We start from the raw sequence: 11,867 nt of genomic DNA, 5'->3' as shown, positions 1-11,867 counted from the left end.
TCCTACGACCGAGCGGCAGCGCATCGACAAATGGCTGTGGCACGCCCGGGTGGTGAAGGCGCGCACCTCCGCCGCTGAGCTGGTGGTCACCGGCCACGTTCGCGTCAACGGCGCACGCGAGACATCGCCGGGGCATGCGATCAAGGTCGGCGACGTGCTCACCATCGCGCTCGATCGCACCGTGCGCGTCTTGAAGGTCATCGCCTTCAACGAGCGCCGCGGCGATGCCGCCTCGGCCCGCGTGCTCTACGAAGAGCTCGGCGAGCGCAATTAATTGCGCGGTGCATTCATTTCTTGGCTGGTCAAACGCACACAAGTGTCATGATCGGCCGTTCCCGACCTTGCGGCGCCGGGCCATCCGCGCTACGCAAGCCGCGACTTTTGAAAGAGCTTTTCGGAGCGTTGGATGACTTACGTCGTCACTGAAAACTGCATCAAGTGCAAGTACACCGACTGCGTCGAGGTCTGCCCGGTCGACTGTTTCTACGAGGGCGACAACATGCTCGTCATCCATCCCGACGAGTGCATCGATTGCGGCGTGTGCGAGCCGGAATGCCCCGCCGACGCCATCAAGCCGGACACGGAACCGGGCTTGGAAAAGTGGCTCCAAGTCAACGCCGACTACGCCAAGAGCTGGCCCAACATCACCCAGAAGAAAGAATCACCCGCCGACGCCAAGGAATTCGATGGCATGGAAGGCAAGTTCGAGAAATATTTTTCTCCGAACCCGGGCTCGGGAGACTAATTAGGGCCCAAACTTAACCCTAATAGCTGCGTTACCGCCGAAAACCAGCCCTGAAGACCCCTAAATCATTGATTTTTGCGGGAAATGTGCTATATTGGGCACATTAAGCCGAACCCCGTCAGCCCCGTTGGCCCCTCTGGGTTCCCGTGAAACCAAATGTCGAACAGGGGCGTGGCAGTTTCCGCGCGCAGGCTGTGTCACAGAAAACGCGTAAAAAGAGTACTTCAGCGAGGGCTTCCCATAAGGAGGCCAAAAAAGTCGCCGCGGCCAGCCGTAGCGCATCCAAGGGTCGGACCGCGACGAAGGCGCCGGCTGCAAAGTCCTCGAAGAACAAAAGAAGCGCAATGCCTAACAAGACTGCCAAATCGGCCGCGAAAGCGACCGTTGCCAAGCCTGCTGCTGCCAAGGCTCACCCGGCGAAGGCTCACGCTGCCAAGCCCGCCGCGCCGAAGGCTCCCGTTGCTGCTGCTCATGCCAAGGCTCCTGCCGCTACCAAGCCGGCCGCCAAGCCCGCTGCTGCGCCGAAAGTCGAGGAAAAGAAGGTCGTCACCCAGCGTCAGGGCTTTAAGGCCAACGAATTCGTCGTTTATCCCGCTCACGGCGTCGGCCAGATCCTGGCCATCGAGGAGCAGGAGATCGCCGGTGCCAAGCTCGAGCTGTTCGTCATCAACTTCATCAAGGACAAGATGACGCTGCGCGTTCCGACTGCCAAGGTCGCCAATGTCGGCATGCGCAAGCTGTCCGATCCGGCGCTGGTCAAGAAGGCGCTGGAGACCCTCAAGGGCCGCGCCCGCGTCAAGCGCACCATGTGGTCGCGCCGCGCCCAGGAATATGAAGCGAAGATCAATTCGGGCGACATCGTTGCGATCGCGGAAGTCGTGCGCGACCTCTACCGCTCGGAGTCGCAGCCGGAGCAGTCCTACAGCGAACGCCAGCTCTATGAAGCGGCGCTCGACCGTCTGTCCCGCGAGATCGCGGTGGTGCAGCATTCGACCGAGACCGAGGCGGTCAAGGAGATCGAGGCCCAGCTTGCCAAGAGCCCGCGCCGCAACGCCAAGGCGGAAGCCGCCGAGGGCGAAGCAGATACGGATGCAGAGGGCGATACCGACGACACCGATGGCGACGACACCACCGTTGCCGACGAGGCTGCGTAAGCAACCCGTCGTATCGATTGCAACAGATCAAAGCCCGGCCGTTCGGCCGGGCTTTTTGTTTGGGGGACGCCGGTCCGGACGACACCTTATTTGACCGGCCGTTTCTCCAGCTTCCTTGCCAGCGTCCGCCGATGCATGCCGAGCCTTCGGGCCGCTTCCGAGATGTTGAAATCCGTCTCGATCAGGGTCTGGTGGATGCGCTCCCATTCCAGCGTCTTGATCGATGTCGGTCGTGCATCGAGCGCGACCTCGGCGTTGCCTTCGGCCTTGTTGAAGGCGGCCTCGATGTCGTCGGTGTTCGACGGTTTTGCCAGGTAGTGGCAGGCTCCCAGCTTGATGGCCTCGACGGCGGTCGAAATGCTGGCAAAGCCGGTCAGCACCACGATCAGCATGTCGGGATCATGCGTGTGCAAGAGCTCGACGCAGGCAAGCCCGGAGGCGCCGCCGAGCTTGAGGTCGACCACGGCGTGGCCGAACGAGCGCTCCTCCAGCACTTGGCGTACCTCTTCGATCGAGGCGGCGAGCACGACCTCGTAGCCACGGCGCTCGAACGAGCGTTTCAGTGTGCGGGCGAAGCCGGCATCGTCCTCGACGACGATGAGCGAGCGGTCAGGCGTCAAAATTCCCTCCGATCGCGAGCGTTGCGAGCGGCAGCGTGAGACGAACGGTGGCGCCGCGCTTCCTGTGGTTCTCGGCGGTCACGCTGCCTCCTAATTTGCGCACCACGTTCACCACCAGGAACAGGCCGAGCCCGCCGCCGGCGCGGCCCTTGCTGGACTGATAGGGCTTTCCGAGCTGCGCCAGCATCTCCGGCGCAAAGCCCGGGCCGCGGTCGCTGATCGACAGCACGAGATTGTCGCCCTCGCGCTCGGCGACGAGCTCGACCCAATCGCGCGAGACCTCATAGGCGTTGTCGAGCACGTTGAAGATCACCTGCTTCAGCGCGATGTCGGAGACGATCGCGACGTCCTCGCCGAAGGTGTTGACGAAGTAGAGCGTCCGCGCCGAGCGCGCGTCGCGCCATTCCTCCACCAGCGCGGTGACGAACGCCGTCACCGTCGTCGGCGAGGAGCCTTCGCCGCGTGCTTCGCCCGCCGACACCAGGATGCCCGTCACGATCGATTTGCAGCGTTGCAGCGAGGTCTCCATCTCCGCGAGATCCTCGGCGAGCTCCTGATCGGCGGCGAGATCTGGCATGCGGCGCCAGTCGCTGAGGATCACCGAAAGCGAGGCGAGCGGGGTGCCGAGCTCGTGGGCCGCGCCGGAGGCGAGCAGGCCCATGCGCACGATGTGATCCTGCTCGGCCGCGTGCTGGCGCAGCGCCGCCAGATGCGCGTCGCGCTCGCGCAAATTCCTGTTGATGCGGGTGACGAACACCACCAGCAGCACGGCGTTGAGGACGAAGCCCAACAGCATGCCTGCTACGGTGAGGCTGTAGGTCTCGCTGATGGGATTTGGCGGCAGGTCGAGCGGCCTGTAGGCGAGCGTCAGCCACACGAAACTCGCGCAGGTCAGCGCAACCAGCGACCAGGTCGAGCGGGCGTCGAGCAGCACCGCGCCCAGCGTGACCTGGAGCAGGAACAGCGAGGTGAAGGGATTGGTGGCGCCGCCAGAGAGGTAGAGCTGCGCGGTCAGCGCGGCGACGTCGAGCATCAGCGCGACCAAAAGCTCGTTGTTGGTGATCGCCGCGCGATGGCGCACCCAGACCAGGCTGGAGACGTTGAGCAGCACCAGCGCGCCGATCACCGCGCCCATCCGTTCCAAGGGCAGGGGGATGCCAAGCCCGAAATGCACGGCGCCGATGGTCACGATCTGGCCGACCACCGCGGTCCAGCGCAGCTGGATCAGCAGCGCCATGTTCTTGCGGTTGGTCTCGTCGTCGGTGGGAGCAGTGCCGATCAGCTCGCCGCGCGCGTCCTCCTGCGATTGCAGCGTCACGGCCAGCTCGCCGCCATGGGCCAGCGTCCGGGGGCTCGACTTTGCGTCGTCAGGTCGGCTCGACGATCGTTCCAGCATCTGATCCCGTCCTGCGGGCAGCGGCGTCGGAGCCGCCGGCCGGTTCGTGGACGAAGCGTTTGCGGCGCAATAGCCCGCCGCCGAATGTGACGAAAAGTCGACCGGCTAGCATGAAAGCCAGGGCAAACCACGTCAGTGCGTAGATCAGGTGGTTATTGGGAAAGCGGATCACGGTCAATCCGCCGATCGGACCGCCGGCAATTTGTGATCCGGCGTCGGCATCCACGAAAAAGGGCGCGACCTCGTGGAGGCCGCGTGCCGCCGCGATCGCGGCGACATCCCGCGAGTACCAGCGGTTGTGCTGCGGCACGTTGTTCCTGAGGAATCCGCCCCTGCGCTCCGTGATGCGCAACAGACCCGTGATCTCAACCTCGCCGTCGGGATTGCCGTCCCGGCGCGTCGAGGCGTCGCGCCGCTCGGAGGGCACGAAGCCGCGGTTGATCAGGACCTGCGTGCCGTCGCTGCGCAGAAGCGGCGTCAGCACCCAATAGCCGGGGCCTTCCTCGGTGACGGCCTGCACCAGCGTCTCGCGGTCATGCAGGAAACGGCCGGTGAGGGTGACGTGCCTGTACTCGTCGTTCGCGGTGGAGATCGTGGGCCACGCAGCGGGCGAGGGAACCGGCTGGGCCGGGGCATGAACGCGCTGCTCGACCCGGTCGATCAGCGCCAGCTTCCAGGCGCGGCGTTCGACCTGCCAGATGCCCAGCGCGATCAGAACGGCAATCGCCGTGAGCGAGAGGACCGTGAGCCACAGGGAGGGGGATCGCGCAGCCTTGCCGCGCGTCCCGCCTGCCTTGTTCGTCCCGGTCCAGATCTTGCTCACGTCAGAGGCTCGCTCACTTCATTCCGCTCATCTGATGAATCGGCATCATGTTGCTGTTGAGGTGGTTCATCACCCACAGCGAACCGGAAAGCGCGATCACCACCATGACGATAGTGAAGATCAGCGCCATCATGCTCCAGCCGTTCTCCGACGTCGTATTCATGTGCAGGAAGTAGATCATGTGCACGACGATCTGCACGACTGCGAAGGCCATGATGAGCAGCGCGGTGATCTGCTTGCTCGGCAGCGCGCCGCTCATCACCAGCCAGAACGGGATCGCGGTGAGCACGACCGAGAGCACGAAGCCGAGCATATAGGTCGAGAACGTGCCGTGGGCGTGGCCGTCGCCATGGTGATGATCGTCGGCGTGCGCGGCGTGAGTATCGGTGTTCATCGCAGAACTCCCAGGAGATAGACGAAGGTGAAGACGCCGATCCAGACTACGTCGAGGAAGTGCCAGAACATCGACAGGCACATCAGGCGGCGGCGGTTGGCTTCGATCAGGCCGAACTTCCAGACCTGCACCATCAGCGTCACCAGCCAGATCAGGCCGCAGGAGACGTGCAGGCCGTGGGTGCCGACCAGGGTGAAGAACGCGGACAGGAAGGCGCTGCGCTGCGGCGTGGCGCCCTCGTGGATCATGTGGGCGAACTCGGTGAGCTCGATGCCGATGAAGGCGAGGCCGAACAGGCCGGTGATCGCCAGCCAGATCTGCGTCTGGCCGACCTTGTTCTGCTGCATCGTCAGCATGGCGAAGCCGTAGGTGATCGACGACAGCAGCAGCATCGAGGTGTTCACCGCGACCAGATTCAGGTCGAACAGGTCCTTCGGCGCCGGACCGGCGGCATAGTTGCCGCCGAGCACGCCGAAGGTGGCGAACAGGATCGCGAAGATGAGGCAGTCGCTCATCAGATAGATCCAGAAGCCGAGCGCGGTGCTCCAGCCTTCCGGATGCGGGTGCTCGTCGGCGAGGTAGAAGATCGGCTCGCCAGATTGGGTGGGATTGATCGCGACAGTCATTTTACTTGGCTCCGGCGAGCAGTTTGGTGCGCGCGTCCTCGGTCCGGATGACGTCTTCAGCCGGAATGTCGAAGTCGCGGTGATAGTTGAAGGTGTGACCGATACCGACGGCGAACATCGCGATGAAGCTCGCGGCGGCCAGCCACCAGATGTACCAGATCAGGCCGAACCCCATCGCGGTGGCAAGACCGGCGAGGATGATGCCGGTGCCGGTGCTGCTGGGCATGTGGATCGGCTTGAACCCGTTGAGCGGACGCTGGTAGCCGCGCTTTTTCATGTCCCACCACGCGTCGTTGTCGTGCACGACGGGCGTGAAGGCGAAGTTATAGTCCGGCGGGGGTGAAGAGGTCGCCCATTCCAGCGTGCGTGCATCCCAGGGATCGCCGGTGACGTCCTTGAGCTGCTCGCGCTTGAGGAAGCTCACCGCGAACTGCACCAGCATGCAGATGATACCGAGCAAGACGAGCCCGGCGCCGATCGCGGCGATGACGAACCAGATCTGGAGCGAGGGATCGTCGAACACGCGCAGGCGGCGGGTCACGCCCATTAGGCCGAGCACATAGAGCGGCATGAAGGCAAGATAGAAGCCGGTGACCCAGAACCAGAACGACAGCTTGCCCCAGAACGGATCGAGCTTGAAGCCGAACGCCTTCGGGAACCAGTAGCTGATGCCTGCGAACGCGCCGAACACCACGCCGCCGATGATCACATTATGGAAGTGCGCGATCAGGAACAGGCTGTTGTGCAGGACGAAGTCGGCCGGCGGTACCGCGAGCAGAACGCCGGTCATGCCGCCGATCACGAAGGTCAGCATGAAGGCAATGGTCCACATCATCGGTAGCTCGTAGCGGATGCGGCCGCGATACATCGTGAACAGCCAGTTGAACATCTTCGCCCCCGTCGGGATCGAGATGATCATCGTGGTGATGCCGAAGAACGAGTTGACGCTGGCGCCCGAGCCCATCGTGAAGAAGTGATGCAGCCAGACCAGGTACGACAGGATGGTGATGACGACCGTGGCGTAGACCATCGAGGTGTAGCCGAACAGCCGCTTGCCGGAGAAGGTCGAGGTGACTTCCGAGAAGATGCCGAAGGCGGGGAGAACTAGGATGTAGACCTCGGGGTGGCCCCAGATCCAGATCAGGTTCACGTACATCATCGGGCTGCCGCCGAAATCGTTCGTGAAGAAGTTGGTGCCGACGTAGCGGTCGAGCGAGAGCAGCGCGAGCACGACCGTGAGGACGGGGAAAGAGGCGACGATCAGGACGTTGGTGCAGAGCGAGGTCCAGGTGAACACCGGCATCCGCATCATGGTCATGCCCGGAGCTCGCAGCTTGACGATAGTACAGACCAGGTTGATGCCGGATAGCGTCGTGCCGACGCCGGCGACCTGAAGCGCCCAGATGTAATAGTCGACGCCGACGTCGGGACTGTAGCCGATGTTCGACAGCGGCGGGTAAGCCAGCCAGCCGGTGCGGGCGAATTCGCCGATGAACAGCGAGGCCATCACCAGCACTGCGCCGCCGACCGTCATCCAGAAGCTGAAATTGTTCAGGAACGGGAACGACACGTCGCGCGCGCCGATCTGGAGCGGCACGACGTAGTTCATCAGGCCGGTGACCAGCGGCATCGCCACGAAGAAGATCATGATCACGCCGTGGGCGGTGAAGACCTGATCGTAGTGATGGGCGTTGAGATAGCCTTCGGAACCGCCAAAGGCGAGCATCTGCTGGCCGCGCATCATCAGCGCGTCGGCGAAGCCGCGCAGCAGCATCACGATGCCGAGGATCATGTACATGATGCCGATGCGCTTGTGGTCGACGGTGGTGAACCACTCGCGCCACAGATAGCCCCAGAGACGGAAATAGGTGAGGGCGCCGAGCAACGCGGCGCCGCCGAGCGCGACCACCGCGAAGGTGCCGACGACGATCGGCTCGTGCAGCGGCAGCGATTCGAAGCCGAGCCGGCCGAAGATGAGCTTGAGAAGATCAGGAGACATGCGGGATCTCTTTAAGAATCTGACTTCGGACGCTGTCCGAGGAAGAAGGACGAGGACTTCAGCGGCGTGAACGACGGCCGCTTCAGGCCGGCGCCGAGCAGCGGCGCGGTGTCGGTCGGCGCCTTGATTGACGCGGTGGTCGCGGCGCCTTGCGGCGCATCCGGGGTGCAGGTGCCGGCAACGAAGCTCGGCTCCAGCCCAAGCGCCGTGCCGCGGCGGGCGTATTTGTCGTAGGCGAGCGGCAGCGTATTGTTCACGCCCTGATGGCCGGCTCCGCCCTTGGCGTCAATCGCCATCATCTCGCTCTGGCACATCTTGCCGGTCTCGACGCACATATTAAGGATCAGGCGGTAGAGATCGGAATCGATCGTGCCGTAGCGCCGGACCGGTTCGTTCTGACTGGGTTTTTCGAGCTGGAGATATTCGGCGCGGCCGAGCGAGCCGCCGGCCGACTTGGCGCTGGCGATCCAGGCATCAAAGCCCTTGTCGTCGAGGCCCTGGAAGTTGAAGTGCATGCCGGAGAAGCCGGCGCCGCTGTAATTCGCCGAAAAACCCTTGTAGGTGCCGGCGTGGTTGACGACGGCGTGGAGCTTGGTCTCCATGCCCGGCATCGCGTAGATCTGGCCGGCGAGCGCGGGGATGTAGAACGAGTTCATCACCGAGGACGCCGTGATGCGGAAGGTGATCGGACGGTCGACCGGAGCTGCGAGCTCGTTGACGGTGGCAATGCCGTAGTCCGGGTAGATGAAGAGCCATTTCCAGTCGAGCGCGACGACGTCGACCTCGAGCGGGGCCTTGGATTGATCGACGGCGCGCTCGGCATGGATGCGGCCGAGCGTGCGATAAGGGTCGAGCAGATGCGTTCCCATCCAGGTCAGCGCGCCCAGGCAGACGATGATCAAGAGCGGCGCCGACCAGATCACCAGCTCGAGCTTGGTCGAGTGGTCCCAATCCGGCTCGTAGCGAGCCTCAGTGTTGGACTGGCGGTAGCGCCAGGCGAACAGCACCGTCAGCGCCATCACGGGGACGACAATCAGGAGCATCAGGACGGTGGAGATGATGACGAGGTCGCGCTGCTGGGCAGCGATATCGCCGGCGGGCGCCAGCACGACGTAGTTGCAGCCACTAAGCGCAGCCGCCAGGGGTAGCAGCGCCAGAATCTTGAGACGGGACACGAGCCGAGCCTTTGAGAATGAGTTTCCTTTGCCGGCCCAACGGGTAGCTGCGGCGCAGCAATCCGGACATTGGACAATTTGTCCAATGTTGCAGTGCGGAATGTTGAGTCAGAGAGGTCCAGATTGCCTGGCGTCCCGCCGGGCGGTTGGCTTTGGTTTTCAGGACGTTAAGGGCGCACGCATGGCGACGGCACAGACCCCCGCAATGGCAGACCTCCACTCGGGCGAGCACGGCCACGACCAGGCGAGCCCCGGCGAGATCGCCATCGGCGTCATCATTGGCCGTACCTCGGAATTCTTCGACTTCTTCGTCTTCGCGATCGCCTCCGTGATCGTGTTCCCCCGCCTGGTGTTCCCGTTCGCGAGCGAACTGACGGGCACGCTCTATTCCTTCATGATCTTCGCGCTGGCCTTCATGGCCCGCCCCATCGGCACCGTCATTTTCATGACGATCGACCGCGCCTACGGCAAGACGGCCAAGCTGATCTCGGCGCTTTTCCTGCTCGGCACTGCCACCGTCGCGATCGCGTTCCTGCCGGGCTATCACGAGATCGGCGTTGCCGCGATCTGGCTGCTGGCGCTGGCGCGTATCGCGCAGGGTTTGGCCTGGGGCGGCGCCTGGGACGGTCTCGCCTCGCTGCTGGCGCTGAATGCGCCGCCCTCCAAGCGTGGCTGGTACGCAATGGTGCCGCAGCTAGGGGCCCCGCTCGGGCTGATCGTGGCGAGCGCGCTGTTCGCCTATTTCGCCGGCAACCTCTCGGCCGACGATTTCTTCGACTGGGGCTGGCGCTATCCGTTCTTCGTCGCCTTCGCCATCAACGTCGTGGCGCTGTTCGCCCGCCTGCGCATGGTGACGACCGAGGAATATGCTTCGCTGTTCGAGACTCGCGAATTGCAGCCGGCGCGCATCTCAGACACCGTCGCGCGCGAAGGTCAGAACATCATGCTCGGTGCGTTCGCGCCGCTGGCGAGCTTCGCGCTGTTCCACATGGTGACGGTGTTTCCGCTGTCCTGGGTGTTCCTGTTCACCCGCGAAAGCCCGGTGCGCTTCCTGATCATCGAAATCGTTGCTGCCGTGTTCGGCGTCGCCGCGATCGTGATCTCCGGCATCATCGCCGACCGTGTCGGCCGCAAGTCGCTGCTGATGGGATCGGCGATCGCGATCGCGATCTATAGCGGCTTCGCCCCGCAGCTGCTCGACGCTGGTGCGTTCGGCGAGACCATCTACATGGTGATCGGCTTCATCCTGCTCGGCCTGTCCTTCGGCCAGTCCTCGGGCGCGATCGCCTCGAATTTCAAGCAGACGTACCGTTACACGGCGTCCGCACTGACGTCGGATATGGCCTGGCTGTTCGGCGCCGGCTTCGCGCCGCTGGTGGCGCTTTTGCTCGCCACCAATCTCGGCGTCATCGCCTCGGGTGCGTACCTGTTGTCGGGCGCGTTCTGGACCCTGCTCGCGCTCTGGCTCAGCGGCCAGCGCGAGGCCGGCGACATGGACGCGGGGCGGTAGCCATCCGGGCTACGCGTCGATGTCAATCCGCGACGATCTTCACCCGATCACGCACCTTCACCTGCGCGTTGCGGTCGAGGCCGTTGAGCACGCGGAAACGCTCGGCGGGATGGTCGACGCCGGCCATGCGATGGGAGAGCGATTCCACGGTGTCGCCGGGCTGCACCGTGATGACCTTGATCCGTAGCGGGCGCGCGGCCTGGATCTCCTCGAGCGTCAGGCGGCGGAATGAATTGACGGTCTCGCGCGCGTTGCGGTCGCTCTCGGTCGACTTCTGCCTGGCCGCGAAGATGAAGCGGTAGACGTCGCTGCCGAAGCGCAAAGCATAGACCTTGAACTGCCACTGATCGCCCTTGGCGGTGGCGGATGCCGCCGGAAAGCCGTTGATGGTGAGATCCTCGGTGGAAGCCTTCTCGACACCTTCCATCCAGCCGGAGTTCAGGTAATCGCCGAGCGACTGCTCGGCGGGCACGCGCACCACGTCGAAGCGCATCGCCTGCGAGCCACCCTCGCGCACGCCGATCACCGCCTGCGCGGTGTTGTCGAGCGTGAAATTGTCCGGCGCCTGGAAGGTAAAGCCGAGCTTGGGATGCAGGAACCTGCGGCCGCGGACAAAGCCTTCGCTGGGGTCTTCGCCATAGACGAGATTGTCGATCGCGGCGAGATAGGTCTCGCGGTCGCGCTCGGCGCCTTCGGGCGCTGCATATTGTCGCGCGATGGTCTGCGCATTCTGCACGCGCTCCGGGGTGGCCGGATGCGACGAGGTGAAATCCTGCGCGCGCGGATCGAGCGAGCTTTTCCCGGCCTTCAGCTCGGCATTACGCTCCATCGCCGAGAGGAAGCGCGCCGCACCGTAAGGGTCAAAATGCGCGCGGGCGGAAATGCCGACGCCGATGCCGTCGGCCTCGATCTCCTGCTTGCGCGAGAAGCTCGCCATGGTGAGCTTGGTCTTGGCGAGCGCGAGCGCGGTCAGATCTGGATCGTTGCTCATGTCGGTGACGACACGGGTGACGATCGCGGCTTGGCGCGCCTGGTCCTCGCGCATCGCGGCGTGCTTGGACAGGACATGCGCCATCTCGTGACTGAGCACGGAGGACAATTCCGAGGTGTCGCTGGCGAGCGCGAGCAGGCCGCGCGTGACGTAGAGCTGGCCGTTCGGCAGTGCGAACGCATTCACCGCGCCGGAATTGAGGATGGTGACCTTATAGCCCTGATCGGGGCGGTCGGAGACGGCGACCAGCCGGTCGACGGTCTTGCTGACGAGCGATTCCAGCCGCGGATCGTCATAGGTGCCGCCATAGCTCGCCAGGATGCGCTCGTGCTCCTTCTCGGTGGCCGGGGTCTGCGCGACGGCGGGTTTCGGCTTGGGCATCGCGACAGCCGGTGGGGTCGCGGCGGCCTGGAACCTGCCCATGTCGCCGCAGC

Annotated in this window: 12 protein-coding genes; 4 read left to right on the top strand and 8 right to left on the bottom strand. The window is 64.1% G+C overall.

Features of this window, described 5'->3' with window-relative positions:
* Window positions 1-22: 22 nt before the first annotated feature.
* The 3 genes from IVB01_RS02405 to IVB01_RS02395 all read left to right on the top strand — a co-directional run bounded on the left by IVB01_RS02405 (window position 23) and on the right by IVB01_RS02395 (window position 1,899).
* The gene (locus IVB01_RS02405; RefSeq protein ID WP_346015473.1) at window positions 23-274 is read left to right on the top strand and encodes a S4 domain-containing protein; all 252 of its coding nucleotides are present in this window, start codon (window positions 23-25) and stop codon (window positions 272-274) included.
* 132 nt (window positions 275-406) lie between these two features.
* Window positions 407-745, top strand: coding sequence for a ferredoxin FdxA (fdxA, locus tag IVB01_RS02400; protein ID WP_018643465.1), 339 nt, complete (start codon window positions 407-409; stop codon window positions 743-745).
* Window positions 746-1,089: 344 nt separating this feature from the next.
* Window positions 1,090-1,899 (top strand): CarD family transcriptional regulator, encoded by an 810-nt coding sequence (locus IVB01_RS02395; RefSeq protein WP_247276316.1) that lies wholly within the window; start codon window positions 1,090-1,092, stop codon window positions 1,897-1,899.
* An 86-nt stretch (window positions 1,900-1,985) separates the two neighbouring features.
* Here the strand turns inward: IVB01_RS02395 and IVB01_RS02390 are convergent, their stop codons facing one another.
* From IVB01_RS02390 to cyoA, 7 genes are read right to left on the bottom strand one after another with little or no spacing between them, the layout of a single operon-like run.
* Window positions 1,986-2,519, bottom strand: a complete 534-nt coding sequence (locus tag IVB01_RS02390) for a response regulator transcription factor (protein ID WP_247276317.1) — start codon at window positions 2,517-2,519, stop codon at window positions 1,986-1,988.
* Window positions 2,509-3,915 carry an ATP-binding protein gene (locus tag IVB01_RS02385; RefSeq protein ID WP_247276318.1) on the bottom strand — a complete coding sequence of 469 codons (1,407 nt, stop codon included), beginning with the start codon at window positions 3,913-3,915 and terminating at the stop codon, window positions 2,509-2,511. Before IVB01_RS02385 ends, IVB01_RS02390 begins: the two co-directional genes overlap by 11 nt.
* Window positions 3,887-4,738 (bottom strand): SURF1 family protein, encoded by an 852-nt coding sequence (locus IVB01_RS02380; RefSeq protein WP_247276319.1) that lies wholly within the window; start codon window positions 4,736-4,738, stop codon window positions 3,887-3,889. Before IVB01_RS02380 ends, IVB01_RS02385 begins: the two co-directional genes overlap by 29 nt.
* A 13-nt stretch (window positions 4,739-4,751) precedes the next feature.
* Window positions 4,752-5,132: a cytochrome o ubiquinol oxidase subunit IV gene (cyoD, locus tag IVB01_RS02375; RefSeq protein WP_247276320.1), complete on the bottom strand. Its 381-nt coding sequence runs from the start codon at window positions 5,130-5,132 to the stop codon at window positions 4,752-4,754.
* Window positions 5,129-5,758 carry a cytochrome o ubiquinol oxidase subunit III gene (cyoC, locus tag IVB01_RS02370; protein ID WP_247276321.1) on the bottom strand — a complete coding sequence of 210 codons (630 nt, stop codon included), beginning with the start codon at window positions 5,756-5,758 and terminating at the stop codon, window positions 5,129-5,131. The genes cyoD and cyoC overlap by 4 nt, the downstream gene beginning before the upstream one ends.
* Window position 5,759: 1 nt before the next feature.
* A complete protein-coding gene (gene cyoB / locus IVB01_RS02365) occupies window positions 5,760-7,757 on the bottom strand; it encodes a cytochrome o ubiquinol oxidase subunit I (protein ID WP_247276322.1) in 1,998 nt (665 codons plus the stop codon).
* An 11-nt stretch (window positions 7,758-7,768) separates the two neighbouring features.
* Window positions 7,769-8,932, bottom strand: a complete 1,164-nt coding sequence (gene cyoA / locus IVB01_RS02360) for a ubiquinol oxidase subunit II (protein ID WP_247416973.1) — start codon at window positions 8,930-8,932, stop codon at window positions 7,769-7,771.
* 181 nt (window positions 8,933-9,113) lie between these two features.
* Here cyoA and IVB01_RS02355 point away from each other — a divergent pair, with 181 nt between their 5' ends.
* Entirely contained in the window at window positions 9,114-10,442 is a 1,329-nt protein-coding gene (locus tag IVB01_RS02355; RefSeq protein ID WP_247276324.1) for an MFS transporter, read from the top strand.
* 22 nt (window positions 10,443-10,464) lie between these two features.
* Here the strand turns inward: IVB01_RS02355 and IVB01_RS02350 are convergent, their stop codons facing one another.
* Window positions 10,465-11,856 (bottom strand): M48 family metalloprotease, encoded by a 1,392-nt coding sequence (locus IVB01_RS02350; protein WP_247276443.1) that lies wholly within the window; start codon window positions 11,854-11,856, stop codon window positions 10,465-10,467.
* Between the last annotated feature and the right edge of the window lie 11 nt (window positions 11,857-11,867).

It is taken from the genome of Bradyrhizobium sp. 164 (assembly GCF_023073715.1).
GTDB lineage: Bacteria > Pseudomonadota > Alphaproteobacteria > Rhizobiales > Xanthobacteraceae > Bradyrhizobium.
Note: the sequence above shows the minus strand (reverse complement) of the source record. Positions and strands in the feature narration are given on the sequence as shown.

What these genes read in the sequence shown, in the direction of transcription:
- fdxA (WP_018643465.1), top strand. Translation starts at nt 407, where the DNA reads ATGACTTACGTCGTCACTGAAAACTGCATCAAGTGCAAGTACACCGAC.
- IVB01_RS02395 (WP_247276316.1), top strand. Translation starts at nt 1,090, where the DNA reads ATGCCTAACAAGACTGCCAAATCGGCCGCGAAAGCGACCGTTGCCAAG.
- IVB01_RS02385 (WP_247276318.1), bottom strand. Translation starts at nt 3,915, where the DNA reads ATGCTGGAACGATCGTCGAGCCGACCTGACGACGCAAAGTCGAGCCCC.
- cyoD (WP_247276320.1), bottom strand. Translation starts at nt 5,132, where the DNA reads ATGAACACCGATACTCACGCCGCGCACGCCGACGATCATCACCATGGC.
- cyoC (WP_247276321.1), bottom strand. Translation starts at nt 5,758, where the DNA reads ATGACTGTCGCGATCAATCCCACCCAATCTGGCGAGCCGATCTTCTAC.
- cyoB (WP_247276322.1), bottom strand. Translation starts at nt 7,757, where the DNA reads ATGTCTCCTGATCTTCTCAAGCTCATCTTCGGCCGGCTCGGCTTCGAA.
- IVB01_RS02355 (WP_247276324.1), top strand. Translation starts at nt 9,114, where the DNA reads ATGGCGACGGCACAGACCCCCGCAATGGCAGACCTCCACTCGGGCGAG.
- IVB01_RS02350 (WP_247276443.1), bottom strand. Translation starts at nt 11,856, where the DNA reads ATGGGCAGGTTCCAGGCCGCCGCGACCCCACCGGCTGTCGCGATGCCC.